The following is an 18567-nucleotide window of genomic DNA, read 5'->3' as shown; positions in this document are numbered from 1 at the left end:
CGGGGGCGGCCTCGGCGGGACGGGTGAGGGAAATCGTGAGGCCGCCGACGACCAGGGCCAGAGCGGTGGTGGCGGTCCGCCACCGGTACGCGCCCCCGGCCGGACACGGTGACCATCGAGCTGTGGTACGTCCGTTCCGGCCAGCTCGTCCCGACCCACCGAACCCGGCCGGCCACCGTGGCGACGTCCCGGCTGGCGTTGACCGAGCTGGCCGCCGGGCCCACGTCGGCGGAGGCCGCGACCGGGCTGGCCACTCTGCTGCCGGCCGGCGTCGAGGTCACCCGGATCGCCGACGGCGTGGCGACGCTCGGGGCGGTCCCCTCCGCCGACGACCCGGCGGAGCGCCGGCGGCTGCGCGAGGCACAGGTGGTGTGGACGCTCACCCAGTTCCCCACCGTGCGGCAGGTCCGCTTCGGCGGTGGCGCCCCGGTCGGCCGGGCCGACTACGCGGACCTGCTGCCGCCGATCGTGGTCACCGGCCCCGGTGTCGGCGAACGCGTCACCGCCCCGCTCACCGTCACCGGCACCGCCGACGTGTTCGAGGCCACGGTGAGCGTCCGGGTCCTGGACACCGCCGGCCGGGAGGTGGCCACCGGCTTCGGCACGGCGAGCTGCGGGAGCGGCTGCCGGGGCGGGTACCGGGTGGTGGTCGGCTGGCGCACCGTCCGCGAGCAGCGCGGGACCATCGAGGTGTACGAGGTGTCCGCCCGTGACGGTTCCCGGATCAACACGGTGGCCGTCCCGGTGCTCCTCGCCCCCTCCGCGGGAGGCTGAGTACCCGGTTCACCTGCCGGACACCGGCCAGAAACGTAATCGTTTCGTCCACCCGGTGCGACGCAACTCATAAAACCCTGCACGATCTCCAGATCGCGAACTAGGTTCAGTACGACATCGTTTCGGGGGGGGTCGGGATGCTGGGTGGTCAGCAGGTGGGCACGGGTGCCGCGGTGCCGGCTGCCCGGGGTGCCCGGTGCACCGACACCGACCTGTTCGCCGTGGTCATCGACCTGCTGCGCGAGGTCGGCTACGACCGGACGACGATCGACGCCATCGCCGCCCGGGCGCACGTCAGCAAGGCCACCATCTACCGGCGCTGGGACGGAAAGGCCGAGCTGATCGTCGCCGCGCTGCGCGACCGGCACGTGGACGTGCACAACCCGCGGGACACCGGCTCCCTGCGCGGCGACCTGATCGAGTTGCTGCGTGCCACGGCCGCCATCTGCAGGGCCGACGGTGACCTGATGCAGGCGTTGACCTTCGCCATGCGGACCAACCCAGAGCTGGAACGACTGGTGCGCCACCAGGTGCTGCCAGCCGGGCGGGTGGCCAGCACGGCCATCCTGGTCCGCGCCGCCGCCCGAGGCGAGATCCCGCCCGAGGCCGGCGAACGGGACCTGTTCCACGACCTGGCGCCCGCCCTCACCATGTCCCGCATCGTCGCGCACGGCCTACCGGCCGATGACGCGTTCCTCACCCAGGTCGTCGACCAGGTGCTGATTCCGGTGCTCCGCTACCAGCCCGACCGCCCGTCTCGGCCCTGACTCGACCGGCTCCGCTCCTGATCTACAGACACACGGAAGGCTTCACCATGCCCGGAACTACCTCGACCGCTCCCGGCGCGCCCGGCGCCGGGACGTCGACGAACGCGCCGCACCCGCGGCGCTGGATCGCGCTGGCGGTCATCGCGGTCTCACAGCTCATGGTGGTCCTGGACGCCACGATCGTGAACATCGCCCTCCCCCAGGCCCAGTCCGACCTGGGAATCACCGACGCGAACCGGCAGTGGGTGATCACCGCCTACACGCTGGCCTTCGGTGGCCTGCTGCTGCTCGGCGGCCGGATCGCCGACTACTGGGGCCGCAAGCGCACCTTCCTGGTCGGCATGACCGGCTTCGCGCTGGCCTCCGCGCTCGGCGGTCTGGCCACCACCGGCGGGATGCTCTTCGCCGCCCGCGCGTTGCAGGGCGCCTTCGGCGCGCTGCTCGCCCCGGCCGCGCTGGCGCTGCTCACCGTCCTGTTCACCGAGGCCACCGAGCGGGCCAAGGCGTTCGCCGTCTACGGCGCGATCGCCGGCGGCGGGTCCGCGGTCGGCCTGCTGCTCGGCGGGGTGCTCACCGAGTACGCCGACTGGCGCTGGTGCCTGCTGGTCAACATCCCGGTCGCCGCGGTCGCGATCGCCTTCGCCCTGCCGCTGGTGCCGGAGAGCCGGGCGCACGGCAACACCCGCTACGACGTCCCCGGCGCGGTCGTCGTCACCGCCGGTCTGGTCTCCCTGGTGTACGGCTTCACCAAGGCCGCCGAGGACGGTTGGGACGCCGCCGCGACGCTCGGTTTCATCGCCGCCGGTGTGGTGCTGCTCGCCGCCTTCGTGGTGATCGAACTGCGCTCCAACCACCCGCTGCTGCCGATGCGGATCATCCTGGACCGCAACCGGGGCGGGGCGTACCTCGCCTCGACGCTGATCGGCGCCGGCCTGTTCGGCGCGTTCCTCTTCCTGACCTTCTACTTCCAGGTGGTGCTGCAGTACAAGCCGCTGGAGGCCGGTCTCGCCTCGCTGCCGGTCACCGCCGGCGTGCTGATCGCGGCGGGTGGCGCCAGCCAGTTGATGCCACGGTTGGGCGCCAAGCCGCTGATGGTCGGCGGCGCCGTGCTCGCCGCCGTGGCCATGCTGCTGCTGACTCAGATCGACGTGGACACGTCGTTCCTCACCCACCTGCTGCCGGCCCAGGTCATCCTCGGCATGGGTCTCGGCTTCACCTTCGTGCCGCTGTCCAGTCTCGCCCTGGTCGGGGTGCCGGAGCACGACGCGGGCGCGGCCAGCGCGACGCTGAACGCCACCCAGCAGATCGGCGGCTCGTTGGGCACCGCATTGCTGAACACCATGTACACCAGCGCGGTCGCCACCTACCTGGTCTCGCACGTACCGAGCCCGGCCAACCAGATCGAGGCGCTGGTGCACGGCTACAGCGTGGCGTTCGCCTGGGGCGCGGCCCTGATCGTGCTCGCCGGGCTGGCCACCCTGCTCCTGATCAAGGTGCGCAAGGAGGACATCCCGGCCGGTAACGCCGTGCACATGGGCTGAGCCGACCGACGCGTCCGCCGGCCGGTCCGCTCCCCACGCGGGCGTGGGCCGGCCGGCGGCCGCGTCCGGTAACGTCCCGACCACCGTCGAAAATCCCGTTGAGGAGACATATGTCCACGGCTGCCGATCAGATCATCAGCGCGCTGCGCGCGGGCCACGAGGAGCTCGCCGCGCTCGTCCGGGACCTCAAGGAGGACGACCTCCTTCTGCCGTCGGGGGCCAGTGAGTGGCAGGTGTCCCAGGTGCTCAGCCACCTGGGCAGCGGCGCGGAGATCAACCTCGCGACGCTGACCGCCGCCCGCACCGGCGCGCCCGGCCCGGATGGCGACTTCAACCGCGGCGTCTGGCAGCGCTGGGACGCGATGCCCCCGGCCGAGCACGCCGCCGGGTTCCTCGAGGCCAACCAGCGGCTCATCGAGACATACGAGGCGTTGGACGCCGAGAGCCGGGCCTCGCTGCGGATCGACCTCGGCTTCCTGCCGGACCCGGTCGACGTGGCCACCGCGGGCCGGTTCCGGCTCAGCGAGTTCGCGCTGCACCAGTGGGACGTCGAGGTCGCGTTCAACCCGTTCGCGGCGGTGACGCCGGGGGCGGTGCCGCTGCTGCTCGACCAGATCGGCGGCATGCTGGCGTGGACCAGCCGGCCGCAGGAGCTGGCCGGCCGGGAAACCGCCCTGCTGGTACGGCTGCACGAGCCCGAGCAGACGTACGGGCTGCGGCTGGGCGAGCACATCGAGCTGACCGACACGCCGGAGCAGCCGGACGGCGAGCTGACCGCCCCGGCCGAGGCGTGGCTGCGCCTGGCCACCGGGCGGCTCGGCCCCCAGCACACCCCGGACGGTGTGCGGGTGACCGGCCCGGTGAGCCTGGACGACCTGCGGCGGGTCTTCGCCGGCTTCTGATCCCTACCAAGGCGCCGGGTCCTCCACCATCAGCGGTCCCGACCCGGCGTGGGATACATCGAGCGCTCCGCAACGCAGCCGCTCGACCACCGCGCGGCCGGTGACGGCACCGTCCCGGCCGCGCGGCGCATCGATCACGTTTGCTCCTCAGAAACACCACTTGGCGAAGGTGCACGACCACCTTCGCGAGGATCCGAGGTTTACAACAGCCCTCGACCATACCGCTCACGGGAAGGGGCCTCCGTGAGGATGTTCCCTTCCAAGGCGAAGGAATGGCCTCCTTCCACGACGGCGCAGTAAACCTCTTCGATCGCTTGGGTCCTCCGGACCTCCCGCAGAGTCCATCCTCGCCGCTCGACAGCTTTTCGGTTTGCCGACCAACGTTTGCGATGCTCGTGCAGGAGAAAGAATTCTGGGCCGAGGTCCGCTCGAGAGATTCCCATGACATAGATCGCAGTGTCAACTGACCCGTACCCGCGACGCATCCGACTTCTGATGGGGGGAGAGTCCAAATTCCGATCGCGTCGCATGCAGTCTTGACAAACTCCAAGTTCTGCCGATCCGCAGACCAGATCGATGGCCGGCCCGTACTTCCGACATCGCCATCCGCGGCGAAATATCCGGCGAGCCACCCATAAATCACGTCCGCATTTCCCTCTATTGGCGGCTACTCCCGCTTCCATTCTCGCGGAAGCCCGCCCAACCTCCGGTAACGCTTCACCTCGCCACCGGCTAAACGCTCTTCGGTCACCTCGCGCGACGGTACATGGAGCTTCCGACTCGGAAGATCGGGGCGATACACGTAGTAGTAGGTGGCCAACCGGTCGACGTTGTCGAAGTAGGGGAGGACGGCGTCATCCTTGTCGCCATAGAAGGAAGCATGAGCAAAACCATCGCCGGAGATAGAGCCATCTCCGAAGACGAAGCCACGAGCAACTCCCATCCGCGATAACGCAACTCCTCGCAACGGCGGCGGAAACGCATAGTCGAGACGATCTCCAACCCTAAGACCTAACGTGGTTGGTGACCAGATTGATCGGGCGGCGCACCTCGACCAGGCCCGCGCCGGCTACCGGCCGCCGACGACCCGGCGGGCCACCGCCAGCAGGTACTCCTTGCGGTCCAGGGGGTTGTGGTCCCAGCGTGCCCGGGTGGGGGCCGGGCCCCGCCCCGGCCGGTACCGGTCGAATGCGGTTTCGAGCACGCCCTCGCCCCGGGTCAGCGACGGCAGGCGGCGCTCCAGCGCGTGCACCCGGCCCGCCGGGATGTCCCCCTCCACCAGGTACGACGTGCCCTGCCCGGTGGTGTCGGTCGGCACCGCGTCGAGCCGGGCGAGCGCCGGCAGCAGGGTGCCGAGGACGTCGCCCGGCACCTCCAGCCGGAACCGGTGCACCGGCTCGTGCACCCGGGTGCCGGCCCGGGTCAGCGCGGTCATCAGCACCAACGGGGTGAGGTTGCGGAAGTCCCCGGCGGTGCTGGACATGCTCTTGTCGAAGGTGCCATGGGAGTGGCTCTGCCGGGCCCAGTAGCCGGCGTGGGTCATCGTCACCTCGCAGTCCGGGATCTGCCAGCCGTGCGGCCCCTGGCGCAGCGTCCGGTGCACGGTCTCCTCGACGGCGGCGAAGAACGCCGGTGGCATCGATCCCAGCTCGACGCCGAGCCGGAAACTCACGCCCGCGCCGACCGACGCCGGGGCCACCCGCAGCCCGACGGTGGCCAGGAACGGGTTGGGCGCCACGGCGATCACCTCGACCGCCTCGCCGACGCCGCTGACCCGCTCCACGTGCACCGTGCTGGTCTCCCGGAAGGTCACGGCGACCCCGAAGTCGTCGGCCAGGGTGGCCTGGATGACCTCCTTCTGCACCTCGCCGTAGAGCGAGACGCTGATCTCGTGCTGCCGGTCGTCCTGCCGGAGGTTGATCAGCGGATCCTGCTCGGCGAGCTGGCTCAGGGCGGCGTGCATCGTGACCCGGTCCGCGGCGCGGGCCGGGACCACGACGGTCTCCAGGGTGGGCGGCGCGAACTGGCGGTCCGCGCCGGCGCGCTTCGGGGGTACGCCGACCGGGTCACCGATCCGCGCCTGGGTGAGGCCCCACAGCCGGGCGATGTGGCCCGCGCCGACCGACGACGCCGCGATGTCGGCCCCGTCGGCGACGACGCGCACCCCGGTGACCAGCGAAGCGCCGGTCGCACCGACCCGGATCCGGTCCCGGACCCGGATGGTGCCGGTGAAGAGCCGGACCAGCGCGATCTTCTCCCCCGCCGGGCCGCGCTCGATGGCGAACACGGTGCCGGAGACCGGGGCCTCGGCGTCGCCCTGGGCCGTGGGCAGCAGTTCGGTGATCCCGGCGATCAGCGCGTCCACTCCGGCGCCGGTGATGGCCGAGCCGGCGAACACCGGCTGGACCAGCGACCGGCCGGTCCGGTCGGCCAGCGCCCGGCGCAGCCGGGGGTACGGCAGCGTCGCGGGGTCCGCCACCCAGTCGGCGAGCAACGCGTCGTCCTGACCGGCGAGCAGGTCGATCAGCCGGTCGGTGAAGCCGACGTCGGCCGGGCCGTACGGCGTGCAGCGGGCGTCCCGGGTACCGGGCCCCGCGACCGACCCCATGGCCACCACGGACGGGGTCAGCTTCTCCGCGACGGCCCGCACCACCCGCTCGGGGTCCGCCCCCGCCCGGTCGACCTTGTTCACGAGGATGAGCGTGGGGATGCGCAGCCGGCGCAGCGTACGCATCAGCACCCGGGTCTGCGGCTGGACGCCCTCGACCGCGGAGATCACCAGCACCGCACCGTCGAGGACGCCGAGCACCCGCTCGACCTCGGCGATGAAATCCGGGTGACCGGGCGTGTCGATCAGGTTGACGGTCACGTCGTCCAGCACGAAGGAGACGACGGCCGAGCGGATGGTGATCCCGCGTTGCCGCTCCAGTGCCAGGGAGTCGGTGCGGGTGCTGCCCGCGTCGACGCTGCCGAGCCGGTCGGTCACGCCGACGGCGAACAGCAGTCGCTCGGTCAGGCTGGTCTTACCGGCATCGACGTGCGCCAGGATGCCGAGGTTGAGGGTCTTCACGAAGCGTCGTGTCCTTCAGGTAGGTGACAGGTCCCTTCTGGCCGGACATCGACGCAGCGCGCATTACTACTCCCTGAGATCGGTGGTCGTTTCAGGTAGCTCAACAGGCCGGCGTGCGGCGAGCAACCGATTAACCGGGGCATCCACCCACTCGTGGGCCCTATACCTGTGAGTCATGTTCATGACTCACAGGTATGGCGCTCGACCGGGTGCTGCCCGCCGGACCCGACTGCCGCCTCGCGGGCGCGGGCCGGTGCTGGTCTCCGGCAGACTGCCCAGCATGGTGGAGACCTCCGTGCGACTGCTGCGGCTGCTCGCCCTCCTGCAGGGCCACCGTGACTGGTCCGGCGCGGAGCTGGCCGACCGGTTGGCGGTCACCGCCCGCACGGTGCGCGCCGACGTCGAACGGCTGCGGGTGCTCGGCTACCGGATCGAGTCCCGGCCCGGGGTCGCCGGCGGTTATCGGCTCGGCGCGGGGTCTGCCCTGCCGCCGCTGCTGCTCGACGACGACGAAGCGGTGGCGGTGGCCGTCGGCCTGCGGGCGGCGGCGTCCGGCTCGGTGCGCTGCATCGAGGAGACGTCGCTGCGGGCGTTGGCCAAGCTGGAGCAGTCGCTGCCGTCTCGGCTGCGGCACCGGGTGGACGCGTTGCGCACGGCCACGGTCTCCGCCGCGGCCGGTGGCCCGACCGTCGACGCCGAGACGCTCACCGCCGTCTCCACGGCCGTGCATCGCCGCGAGCGGCTGCGCTTCGACTACGCCGGGCACGACGGCACCACCACCGTGCGCGACGTCGAGCCGTACCGGCTGGTCTACACCGGCCGGCGCTGGTACCTGCTGGGCTGGGACACCGACCGGGCCGACTGGCGGACCTTCCGCGCCGACCGCATCCGGCCCCGGGTGCCGACCGGTCCGCGTTTCGCACCCCGCGAGCCGCCCGGTGGCGACGCGGTCGCGCACGTGCTGCGCGGCGTCGGCTCCACAGCCTGGCCGCACCCCGCCCGGGTACGCCTGCACGCGCCGGCCGACCGGATGGCGCAGCGGATCCCCTCCACGGCAGGCCTGCTCGAGGCGATCGACGAGCAGACCTGCCTGCTGCACACCGGCGGGGAGTCGCTGGCCAACCTGGCCGCCTTCCTCGGCACCCTGGAGGTGGACTTCGACGTGCTCGACCCACCGGAGCTGCGCGCCGTGCTGCGGGGCGTCGCCGCTCGATTCGGTCGCGCCGGTCAGGTGTCGTGACGACGGGAGGTTCCGGCGACGGGTCTACGGCTGCGGGACCAGCCGGAACGACTGCGCCGCGGTGCCGTTGCAGGTGTACTGGACGAGCTGGACGCTGTCGGCCGTGGACGCTCCCGGCACGTCGAGGCACTTGCCGCTGTTGCGGTTGACCAACCGGTAGTAGCCGCCGCCCTCCGGCTCGGCCCGCCACTGCTGGTTGTTTCCGCCGCTGTAGGACCAGAGCTGGATGGGCGCCGAGTTGGCGGTCGACACGTTGGTCACGTCGAGCACCTGGGCGCTGTTGTTGCGGTTGTTGATCCGCAGGTAGCCGCCGCTGGTCGGCGGGAACTGGTACTGCTGCGCGGTGCTGCCGTTGCAGGCGTACTGCTGGACGGCGGTGCCGTTCGCGCTGGCGGCGGCCCGTGCGTCGACACACTTGCCGCTGCCCCGGTTGACCACGGTGTGCCAGGCGGTCGGCGAGATGCCGTCGGTCGGCGGGGGCGTCGTCGGGGGGACGGTGCCGGCGCCGGCGAGCCAGTGCAGCCCGTCGATCAACAACCGGTTCTGCTGGGCGCTGTCGAAGGTGGACGACAGCCCGGTGTTGGTGCTGTAGTTCATGGCGTTGTGCCCGAAGTTCGCGTAGAGCATCTTGTACTGCCGGTTGCTCCAGACCAACGGGTAGTAGCCGCCGTACCAGGACTGGTTGGGGTCGGTGCCGACCGGGAAGCTGGACGGGTCGACCGAGGCGAGAATGTCGATGTTGGGGTTCTGCCGCAGGTCGTTGCTCCAGGAGTACCACTCGCTGATCGACGACGAGAACGTCGCCGGGAGGTTCCGGGTGGCGGCGTGGGTACGGTTGTCGGCGCGCAGGGTCACCCGGGTGGGTCCCCAGGTGTTCGTCTGGAACGAGCCGCTGCCGAGGAAGGTGTTGTAGTACCAACTCCAGCTCGACGGGTTCTGGGTGAACGCGCTGACGTGGAAGCCCAGCCACGCCCCGCCGTTGCGCATGTACTGCTCGAACGCGGGACGCTGTGCGGCGGGCGGCGCGTCGTCGAGGAACATGACGACCTGGTACTGGGCCAGGTTCGCGGTGTTCAGCAGGCCCCAGTTGGTGGTCGCCTCCCAGGAGAAGCCGTACTGGGCGGCCGCCTGTGGGAACCAGGCGCGGGCGTCCCGGACGAAGTCGATGTGCGCCGCGTCCCAGGTGCCGTTGTAGAAGGCCAGGACCTTGAACGTCGGAGCGGCCTGTGCGGCGCGCGAGGCGTTGACGGCGATGCCGGCGGTCACCGTGACGATCAGGGCGACCAGCAGCGAGATGATCCGTCTGGCACGGGTGGAGAGTTCTGCGATCACCTGATCGTCCCTTCGGTCGGTGGCCTGGGGACGCGCGCCGCCGCGTCGCTGGAAACCATTTGTTCACAAGGTTTACAGATAGACGAAAGGTTATTCGCTGGGCCCGGGTGGCGTCAATCGCGCGGCGGTGGATCGGGTGGGGTTCCTCCGGCAACGGGTACCCCGATCCGGTGACCAGCCCGGACGCGGTGAACGTCGACCAGCCGCTCGCCGCGGACGTGCCCGCCGCGCCGCACGACGCCAGCGGCGAGCGGGTGCCGACCCGCGACCTGACCGGGCTCGCGCCGGCGGCCCGGCCGGCGCGCCGCTGGACCCCGAACCGGGTGGTGGTCACCCCGGCCGCGCTGGAGCACCCGCACGGACAACGGATCACCGAGCGGGTGCGGGCGCTGGGCATCGAGGTGGAGCGGCTGCGGTCCAACCGGCTGAGCGGCGTACGCGGGCGCACCGACCGCGAGACGTACGCGCGAGCGAGGTCGACCATGGCGATCGTGGTGAGCCCGCCCTCGCGACGCGTCCTGCAACCCATCGCGCCCAGCGCCGACTGGCGCGTCGACTTGGCGGAGGGCTGCCCGGCGCACTGCCAGTACTGCTACCTCGCCGGGTCACTCTCCGGCCCACCGGTGACCCGCGTGTACGCCGACCTCGACGACATCCTGGCCGGGCTGGCCGCGTACGCCGGGAGCGGGACGGTGACCAGCCGCAACGCGCGGCGCGCCGACGAGGGCACCACCTTCGAGGCGTCCTGCTACACCGGTCCCCTCGCCCTGGAGCACCTGACCGGCAGTTGGCTCCGGGCGGTGCAGCACTTCGCGGGCTGGGACGCGCCGGTGCAACTGCGCTGGACCACCAAGTACGCCGACGTGGACAGCTTCGTCGGTCTGCCGCACGCCGGCCGGACCCGGGTCCGGTTCAGCGTCAACTGCGCCCCGGTCAGCGAGCGGTTCGAGGGCGGCACCGCCCGGCTGCCGGACCGGCTCGCCGCGCTGCGCCGGCTCGCTCTGGCGGGCTACCCGGTCGGGCTGACCATCGCGCCGATCATGCCGCTGCCGGACTGGCGGGAACGCTACGGCGAGCTGCTTAACCAGGTCGCCGCGGCGGTCGACGGGGTGCCCGAGCTGGACCTGACCGCCGAGCTGATCACCCACCGGTTCACGCCGGGCAGCAAGGAGGTGCTGCTCGGCTGGTACCCGCGGACCCGGCTGGAGATGGACGAGGAGTCGCGCAGCCGGAAACACGGCAAGTTCGGCGCGGTCAAGTACGTCTATCCACGGGACACGATGGGCGAGCTGCGCGGCTGGTTCGTCGCCGAACTGGCCGCGCGGGTGCCGGCGTGCCGGATCCTCTACTGGACGTGAGCCGCCCGGGCGTCAGCCGACCGAGGATCGGGCGACGGGCGCGGCGAAGTAGGTGTCCGGGTACGGCTCGTCGCGGAAACGGTAGTGCCACCACTCGCGGTCGTAGTTGACGAACCCGCCGTCGGTCATCAACCGCTGCAACAGTCGCCGGTTGTCCCGGGCCGTGCCGGTGATCCGGGGGTCGGCGGTGTGCGCCCGGGCGTCGAAGCAGTCGAAACCGGTGCCCATGTCGATGCTGTTGTCGGCGAAGCGCTGCCCGCGCGGCGCGGTGCAGGCGACCAGCGGCCGTCCGGGATCGTACGGGGGCTGGCTGGCGGCGGGCTCGTCGACCAGGGTCAGGTCCAGGGTGCTGCCCCGGCTGTGCGCGGTGGGCGCCCCGATGTAGCCGTCGGCGAAGAGGCGGCTCTTGGCCACGTCCGGATAGAACTCGGCCTTGGTCTGCTGCTCGCCGGGGCGCTTCGCCCAGGCCACGAAGTCGTCCACCGCAGGCTGCGGCCGGTAGCAGTCGTACACCTTGAGGCTGTGCCCACCGGCCAGCGCGGCGTTCTGGACCCGGCGCAGCGCCTCGGCGGCCTGGTGGGTGAGCAGGCACAGCGGCTCGGGGTAGCCGCTGATCGGCCGGCCGACGAAGTTGTGCGCGCCGGCGTACCGGATGTCGGCGTGGATGCGGGGGTCGAGGTCGGTCAGCACCACGAACCCCGGCAGCCGGGCGGCGGCGGACCGGGCAGGGCTCGACGGGACGGGGCTCGACGACGCCGGCACCGCGACCGTGGGCTCCGGGCGGGGCTCCGGCCGCGAGCAGCCGCCGAGCAGCGTGACGAGCGCCAGTACGACGGCGCCGCCCACCCGTCCTGACCTGCGCACCCGTCCTGTCTATCAGGCCCGGCCGGGGCTCCGCGCCGGATCAGCGTCCGGCCGCCGGCCGAGCGGGCCCTCGCCCTCGCCCAGGTGCTCGCCGAGGAAGCGCAGCGCCGCCTCGTCGTCGTCGATGCCGCCGGCCTCGTGGCCGTTGTACCGCCACACCGACAGCTCGGTCGGGCCGGCGTGGGCGTTGACGGCGGCGTAGACCGTCGACGGCGGCACGATGTCGTCCATCAACGCCACCGAGTAGCGCGCCGGCCGGCGGCAGCGCCGGGCGAAGTTCACCCCGTCGACGTACGCGAGGGTGGTCAGCACCCGCTCCTCGGCGTCCCGGTGGATCGCCAGGTAGTCGCGGATCTCCCGGTACGGGCGGGCGTCGGTGGCGACCACCGCACGCGGGATGTCACAGAGGAACGGCACGAAGGCCACCACCGCCCGCAGGCCGGGTGCCAGCGCTCCGGCCGCGAGCGCCAACCCGCCGCCCTGGCTGTGCCCGAGCACCGCCACGCGGGTCGGGTCGACCACCGGCAGGGTCCGGACGGCGTCCACCGCCCGGACCGCGTCGGTGATCAGCCGCCGGTAGTAGTACGTGCGCGGGTCGGCGATGCCCCGGGTGGCCACCCCGGGCGCCTCCGGGCCGGCGGCGCCTGGGTCCGGGGTGTCGCCCCGACTCCAGCCCGACCCCTGCCCCCGGGTGTCCATCTGCAGGTGCGCGAACCCGGCCGACGCCCAGAGCAGGTTCTCCAGCGGGTGCCCCCGCCCGCCGCCGTAACCGGCGTACTGGACCAGGGTCGGCAGCGCCGTGCCGGCCCCACGGGGCACCCGCAGCCAGGCCCGCACCGGCTGGCCGGCGAAGCCCGCGAAGGTCACGTCGAGCACGTCGATGCCGGCCAGCCCGCTCGCCACCGGCTCGGCCCGTACCGGCCAACCGGCGTCCCGGGCCTCCGCCAGGGTGCCGGCCCAGAACTGGTCGAAGTCCGCGGGCTCCCGCACCGCGCTGCGGTAGCCGCGCAGCTGCTCCTCGGGCAGGTCGGTGTACACGACGCTCAGACGGTCGGGTGGACGGTGAACAGCGGATGCATCCGTCGGGTGTGGTCCAGCTGCCGTGCCGGGCCGGTCAGCGCGACCGCCGCCACCAGCCGGGGTTGCGTGCTGGACGAGCCGAGGCGCAGCTCCAACGCCCCCGGCTCGATCACCCGTCGACCGTTCCGCCCGGTGAACGAGAACAGATCGGCCGGCACGCTCACCTGGATCCGGCAGCCCGCGCCGGCGTCCAGCGGCACCCGCAGGTAGCCGATCAACCGCTGCACCGGCTGCACCACCGAGGCCACCGGGTCGTGCGCGTAGAGCTGCACCACCTCGCTGCCCCACCGGTCGCCGCTGTTGCGCAGCGTGAAGGCCAGCCGCAGCTCGCCATCGGTCTCCGCCACCGCCTGTTCGACCGCCAGCTCCGACCAGTCGAACCGGGTGTAGCTGAGCCCGTGCCCGAACCCGTACGCCGGGGTGGGGTCCAGGTTGGAGACGTCGGTGGCATGCCCCAGCCGGGCGGCGAGGTAGGTGGTGGGCTGGCCGCCGGGGCTGCGGGGCACACTGACCGGCAGGCGCCCCTGCGGCTCGACCCGCCCGCTGAGCAGCCCGGCGATCGCCGTGGGCCCCTCCTCGCCGGGGAAGAAGGACTGCACGATGGCCGCCGCCTCGTCGACCGCCCGGCCCAGCGCGTACGGCCGGCCGGCGATCAGGGCGACCACCACCGGCGTGCCGGTGTCCAGCAGCGCGTCCAGCAGGTGCTGCTGCGCCCCCGGCAGGGCCAGCGACTCGGCGTCGCAGCCCTCGCCGCTGGTGCCCTGACCGAACAGCCCGGCCCGGTCACCGAGCGCCACGATCACCACATCGGCGCTCCGGGCCGCCTCGGCGGCCGCGGCGACACCGCCGGTGTCCGGGTCGTCGATGCCCACGCCGACCTCGACGACCATCTCGCTCGCCGGGAACTCGCCGGCCAACGCCTGTGCCAGCGTCGGCAGCTCGATGCCGGCCGGCAGCTCCGGGTGGCGGGACCCGACGTGCACCGGGAACGAGTAGCAGCCCAGCGCCGCCGCCGGACTCCCGGCCTGTGGGCCGATCACCGCGATCCGCGCCGGCCCGGCGAGCGGCAGGGTGCCGTCGTTGCGCAGCAGCACGATGGCCTGCTCGGCCACCTCCCGGGCGAGCGCCCGGTTCGCCGGCGAGTCCAGGTCGACGGTGCCACGCACGGCGTCGGGGTCGGAGACGTCGACGCCGTCGAGCGCCGGCGGCACCGGGTTCCAGTCCGGGTCGAGGAGCCCGAGCTGCGCCTTCTGCAGCAGCACGCGGCGCACCGCCCGGTCCACCAGCGCCTCGGGCACCTGCCCGGCGGCGATCGCGTCCCGCAGCGGCTGACCGAACGTCTTCACCGTGGGCAGCTCGATGTCCACCCCGGCGGCGAGCGCGGCCCCGGCCGCCTCGCCCCAGCCGCCGGCCACGCCGTGCAGGGTGTGCAGGAAGGCGATGCCGAAGTAGTCGGCGACCACCGTGCCGGTGAACCCCCAGGTCTCCCGGAGCAGGCCGGTGAGAAGCTCCTCGTCGGCCGCCGACGGCATCCCGTCGGTGTCGGTGTAGGCGTGCATCACCGATCGCGCGCCGCTCTCGCGGACCGCCATCTCGAACGGCAGCAGCATCACGTCCGCCCGCTCCCGTGGGCCCATGCCGACCGGTGCGAGGTTGCGCCCGGCCCGGGAGGCGGAGTAGCCGACGAAGTGCTTCAGGGTGGCCACCACGCCCGCGGACTCCAGCCCCTGGATGTACGCGGCGGCAACCGTCCCCACCAGGTACGGGTCCTCGCCGACGGTCTCCTCGACCCGTCCCCAGCGAGCGTCGCGGACCACGTCGAGCACCGGCGCGAGCCCCTGGTGCACGCCGAGGCGGCGCATGTCGGAGCCGATCATGGCGGCCATCCGCCGGATCACGGTGGGGTCGAAGGTGGCTCCCCAGGACAGCGGCACCGGGTACGCGGTGGCGCCCCAGGTCGCGAAGCCGGCCAGGCATTCCTCATGGGCGAGCGCGGGGATGCCGAAGCGGTTGGCGGCGGTGATCCGTTGCTGGCTCCGCAGCAACGACAGCGCGCCGAGCGCCGGGTCGACCGGTGCGGTGCCGAACGGCCGGGTCAGCTGGCCGAGCCCGGTCTCCAGCAGCGCGTCGAGGTCGACCGCCTCCTCCATCTCGTGCTGGTAGGGCGCCACCTCACCGCCGTCGGCGGAGGCCCCGACCCACACGCCGTAGAGCTGCGAAATCTTCTCCGCCAGGGTCATGGCGGCGACCAGGGCGTCGACACGGGTGGTCAACGCCTGCGTCGGGTCGTTCCAGGTCGCGGTGCTTTGTTCGATGTCCAGCGTCACGTTGTCGGTCACTTTCCTCCGACGCCCATCGGCCCCCGTACGAGGGGCCGCCGGGCGAACAGGTAGACGGTTATGCGGTGTTTCGACTCTCTGCGCGTACCGGTGCCGCTCAGCCCTTCACCGCGCCCTGCAGGCCGCCGACGATCTGCTTCTCGGCGAAGGTGAAGAAGAGAAGTGCCGGCAGCATCGCCAGCGAGGTGAACGCGAGGATTCCGGCGGTGTCGGAGGTGTACTGGCTGGAGAAGTTCTGCACGCCCAGCGGCAGGGTGTGCAGGTCGGCGTCGCCGAGCACGAGCAGTGGCAGGAGGAAGGCGTTCCAGCTCGCCACGAACGCGAGAACCCCGACGGTGACCAGCGCGGGCCGGGACAGCGGCAGCATGACGCGCCAGAGGAAACCGAGCCGGCCCGCGCCGTCGATCGCTGCGGCGTCCTCCAACTCACGGGGTACGGCGGCCAGGAAGGGACGCAGGATCACGATCGTGAGCGGCAGCGAGAAGGCGATCTGCGGGAGCATCACCGCGTAGTAGGAGTTGATCAGGTTGAGGTCACGCAGCATCAGATAGAGCGGCAGGATCGCCGCCCCGGCCGGGAAGAGCAGACCGAGGGTGAAGAAGGTGTAGAGCGCCTCCCGGCCGCGGAAGCTGTAGCGGGCGAGCACGAACGCGGCGCAGACGCCGAGCAGCACGACGCCGAGCGTCGTACCCAGGGAGATCACCGCGCTGTTGAACGCCTGCTGCCAGAAGTCGCTCCGCGTCAGCACCCTGGCGTAGTTGTCCCACACCCAGGGATCGGGCAGCCCCGCCGGGTCCGCGATGATCTGCGGGGTGGTGCGGAAGCCGCCGACGATCACGTAGACCACCGGGGCGATGGAGACGGCGGCGATCGCGAGGGCCAGCCCGTAGGTCAGCGGATTGCCCCACGAGAACGGACGGCGGTGCGGCGACGAGGGGGACGTCAGCGCGTTCTCGGCCACGGTCAGTTCCTCCTTCCGGTGACGGCGCCCTCGATGTCGCGACGGAGGAGAAAGCGCTGGAACAGCAGCGCCGCGATGAACGAGATGACGAACAGGATCACGGCCACCGCGTTGCCGTAGCCCCAGAGCCGGGCGAAGAAGCCGTTGTCCACCATGTAGGTGGCCATCGTGGCCGAGGCTCCGAGCGACCGGACCGCGGGCACCGAGGTCACCCAGATCACGTCGAAGACCTGCAACGAGCCGATCATCGACAGGAACATCCAGATCCGGATCGTCGGGCCCAGCAGCGGGAGCGTGACGTGGCGCTGGGTCTGCCACCAGCTCGCGCCGTCGATCGCGGCGGCCTCGGTCAGCTCGGGCGGCACGTTCGACAGCCCGGCGAGCAGGAGAATGATCGCGAAGCCGACGTACTTCCAGGTGAGGACGACCAGCAGCGTCCAGATGACGATGTCGAGGTCGGCGAGCCACGCCTGGACCAGGCTGCCCAGACCGATCTGCCGCAGCAGCACGTCGATGGTTCCGCCGCCGGTGAGGATCAACTTCCACATGATGCCGACGGTGACTTCGGCGAGGACGTACGGCACGAACACCAGGAGCCGGAACACGGTGCGGCCGCGGAAGCGACGGTTGAGCAGCAGGGCCACGGCCAGGGCGATGGGGCCCTGGAGCAGCAGCGAGCCGAACACGATGATGGCGTTGTTGCGCAGCGCGTCCAGGAAGATCGGGTCCTGAAAGGCGAGGATGTAGTTGTTGATTCCGACGAACTCGGTGGGCGGCCCGACCCCGCGCCAGCGGAAGAGGCTGTAGTAGACCGCGAAGCCCATCGGCACCAGCACGAACATCACGTAGACGGCGACCGCCGGTGTGGTGAGCCCGATGATCTCGTACCACTTGCGTCTGGTCTCGGCAGCGCGGGACGACGGGCGTCGGGCGGCCGGGGGGCCCGCCGGCGGCGCGGACGCGCCGCCGGCGGGGCTGAGGGTCGGGTTGGTGGAGGTCACTTCTTCGCGGCCGCCTTCATCGCGTCGACGACCTTCTCCGGGGAGCCGTTGCCGGCGAAAATGGCGATGACCGCGTCGTTCATCGCGTTGCCGACGGTGCTGCCGAAGGCCGTGTCCAGCCAGAGCTGCACATACGTCGCACCGGAGGTGGCCTCCAGGATGGACTTCAGGGACGGGTCGGCCACGCCGGCCTCCGCACCCTTGGCTACGGGCAGGCCGGTGCCGGTCGCGGCGAAGCCCTTCTGCACCTCGGGGCTCACGATGTACTTGAGGAACTCGACGCACTCGGCCGGGGCGCTCTTGGCGCAGGCGAACCCGTCGCCGCCGCCGAGAGCCGCCTTCGGGTCACCGGCGGAGCCGGTGATCGCCGGTACGGGGAACCAGCCGAGGAACTTCGTGAGGGCTTGCGGGTCCTCCGCGACGGTCTCCAGGGTGCCCCTGTTCCAGTCGCCCATCAGCTCCATCGCGGCCTTGCCGTTGGCGACCAGCCCATTGGCGCTGGTCGGGTCGTTCTGGCCCGGCGTCGCGATGAAGTTCGGCTGGAACGGGTTGGTGCCGATGAAGGTCTTCAGGTCCTGGCCCGCCTTGACGAAGCACGGGTCGTCGAAGACCAGGTCGACGGACGCCTTCTTGAGCGTGTCGACCGAGCAGGCACGCAGCGCGAAGTTGTACCACCAGTGCGCGGCGGGCCACTTGTCACCGGCGCCCAACGCGATCGGGATGACCTTGATGGCCTTGAGCTTGGTGACCGCCTGGTTGAGCTCCTCGAAAGTGGTCGGAGGAGCGGTGATGCCCGCTTTCGCGAACATTTCCTTGTTGTACCAGATGCCCTCGATCCCCATCCGGTACGGCAGGCCGTACTGCTTGCCGTCCACCTGCCAGATCTCGGTCGCGCTGCCGATGTTGGCGACCTCGTCCTTGACCTGACCGGTGATGTCCTTGAGGTAGTCGGCCTCCACCTGCTCACGCATCTCGCCGCCACCCCACGCCTGGAAGATGTCCGGCGGGTCGCTGGTCAGCAGCGCGGCGGGGAGCCGGGTGCGCTGGAGTTGGTTGGTCTCGATCGCCTCGATCTGGATCGTGACGGTCGAGTGCAGTGCGGAGAAGTCCTTCGCGACCTTCTCCCAGTACGTCTTGCCAGGTCCGTCCTGGGAGGCGTTGTGCCACCAGGTCAGGGTCACCGGGTTCTTGTAGAGCTCGTTCTCGGCGGGTGCGTCGCTGTCGCCGCCGTTACACCCGGCGACGAGCAGTGCGGTGGTCATCAACAGCGCCAGGGTGGCGCCCGCGCGGTGCTTCATCGCCATCGACACGTCTCCTCGACTAGCAGTGGCGGTAATT

The 18567-nt window shown here is 71.5% G+C and carries 15 protein-coding genes and 1 pseudogene; 6 read left to right on the top strand and 10 right to left on the bottom strand.

Features of this window, described 5'->3' with window-relative positions:
- The first annotated feature begins 108 nt into the window (after window positions 1-108).
- The 4 genes from ACWD6N_RS30780 to ACWD6N_RS30765 all read left to right on the top strand — a co-directional run bounded on the left by ACWD6N_RS30780 (window position 109) and on the right by ACWD6N_RS30765 (window position 3984).
- Window positions 109-774 carry a Gmad2 immunoglobulin-like domain-containing protein gene (locus ACWD6N_RS30780; protein WP_450005674.1) on the top strand — a complete coding sequence of 222 codons (666 nt, stop codon included), beginning with the start codon at window positions 109-111 and terminating at the stop codon, window positions 772-774.
- 137 nt (window positions 775-911) lie between these two features.
- A complete protein-coding gene (locus ACWD6N_RS30775) occupies window positions 912-1541 on the top strand; it encodes a TetR/AcrR family transcriptional regulator (protein WP_387327834.1) in 630 nt (209 codons plus the stop codon).
- A 47-nt stretch (window positions 1542-1588) separates the two neighbouring features.
- Complete coding sequence (locus tag ACWD6N_RS30770) at window positions 1589-3082, top strand: MFS transporter (RefSeq protein WP_354966651.1); 1494 nt, start codon at window positions 1589-1591, stop codon at window positions 3080-3082.
- A gap of 110 nt (window positions 3083-3192) precedes the next feature.
- Window positions 3193-3984, top strand: a complete 792-nt coding sequence (locus ACWD6N_RS30765) for a maleylpyruvate isomerase family mycothiol-dependent enzyme (RefSeq protein WP_354966652.1) — start codon at window positions 3193-3195, stop codon at window positions 3982-3984.
- 523 nt (window positions 3985-4507) lie between these two features.
- On the opposite strand, the pseudogene ACWD6N_RS30760 reads toward ACWD6N_RS30765, so the two are convergent.
- From ACWD6N_RS30760 to ACWD6N_RS30750, 3 genes and pseudogenes are all read right to left on the bottom strand, one after another.
- Window positions 4508-4627 (bottom strand): annotated as a pseudogene (locus ACWD6N_RS30760) (LAGLIDADG family homing endonuclease); the annotation flags it as partial.
- A gap of 24 nt (window positions 4628-4651) precedes the next feature.
- Entirely contained in the window at window positions 4652-4927 is a 276-nt protein-coding gene (locus ACWD6N_RS30755; protein WP_354966653.1) for a hypothetical protein, read from the bottom strand.
- A gap of 126 nt (window positions 4928-5053) precedes the next feature.
- Entirely contained in the window at window positions 5054-7054 is a 2001-nt protein-coding gene (locus tag ACWD6N_RS30750; protein WP_450005672.1) for a GTP-binding protein, read from the bottom strand.
- A 280-nt stretch (window positions 7055-7334) separates the two neighbouring features.
- Between ACWD6N_RS30750 and ACWD6N_RS30745 the strand changes: the two genes are divergently transcribed.
- Entirely contained in the window at window positions 7335-8294 is a 960-nt protein-coding gene (locus ACWD6N_RS30745) for a helix-turn-helix transcriptional regulator (RefSeq protein ID WP_354966655.1), read from the top strand.
- 24 nt (window positions 8295-8318) lie between these two features.
- On the opposite strand, the gene ACWD6N_RS30740 is transcribed toward ACWD6N_RS30745, so the two are convergent.
- On the bottom strand, window positions 8319-9626 hold the full coding sequence (locus ACWD6N_RS30740; RefSeq protein ID WP_354966656.1) for an RICIN domain-containing protein: 1308 nt from the start codon (window positions 9624-9626) through the stop codon (window positions 8319-8321).
- 170 nt (window positions 9627-9796) lie between these two features.
- Between ACWD6N_RS30740 and ACWD6N_RS30735 the strand changes: the two genes are divergently transcribed.
- Window positions 9797-10984, top strand: a complete 1188-nt coding sequence (locus ACWD6N_RS30735; RefSeq protein WP_354966657.1) for a spore photoproduct lyase family protein — start codon at window positions 9797-9799, stop codon at window positions 10982-10984.
- Between the two features lie 12 nt (window positions 10985-10996).
- Here ACWD6N_RS30735 and ACWD6N_RS30730 read toward each other — a convergent pair whose 3' ends face one another.
- The 6 genes from ACWD6N_RS30730 to ACWD6N_RS30705 all read right to left on the bottom strand — a co-directional run bounded on the left by ACWD6N_RS30730 (window position 10997) and on the right by ACWD6N_RS30705 (window position 18533).
- Window positions 10997-11848: a M15 family metallopeptidase gene (locus ACWD6N_RS30730; RefSeq protein ID WP_354966658.1), complete on the bottom strand. Its 852-nt coding sequence runs from the start codon at window positions 11846-11848 to the stop codon at window positions 10997-10999.
- Between the two features lie 12 nt (window positions 11849-11860).
- Window positions 11861-12886 (bottom strand): acetylxylan esterase, encoded by a 1026-nt coding sequence (locus tag ACWD6N_RS30725; RefSeq protein ID WP_387330645.1) that lies wholly within the window; start codon window positions 12884-12886, stop codon window positions 11861-11863.
- Between the two features lie 5 nt (window positions 12887-12891).
- Entirely contained in the window at window positions 12892-15267 is a 2376-nt protein-coding gene (locus tag ACWD6N_RS30720; RefSeq protein ID WP_450005669.1) for a beta-xylosidase/alpha-l-arabinosidase, read from the bottom strand.
- Between the two features lie 97 nt (window positions 15268-15364).
- On the bottom strand, window positions 15365-16228 hold the full coding sequence (locus ACWD6N_RS30715; RefSeq protein ID WP_387330639.1) for a carbohydrate ABC transporter permease: 864 nt from the start codon (window positions 16226-16228) through the stop codon (window positions 15365-15367).
- A gap of 2 nt (window positions 16229-16230) precedes the next feature.
- Entirely contained in the window at window positions 16231-17229 is a 999-nt protein-coding gene (locus ACWD6N_RS30710; RefSeq protein WP_354966661.1) for a carbohydrate ABC transporter permease, read from the bottom strand.
- Entirely contained in the window at window positions 17226-18533 is a 1308-nt protein-coding gene (locus tag ACWD6N_RS30705; protein ID WP_354966662.1) for an ABC transporter substrate-binding protein, read from the bottom strand. The genes ACWD6N_RS30710 and ACWD6N_RS30705 overlap by 4 nt, the downstream gene beginning before the upstream one ends.
- Window positions 18534-18567: the final 34 nt, after the last annotated feature.

The sequence above is a fragment of the Micromonospora sp. NPDC005163 genome, assembly GCF_053599835.1.
The sequence above is the reverse complement of the archived record's forward strand: the minus strand, read 5'-3'. Positions and strand labels throughout refer to the sequence as shown.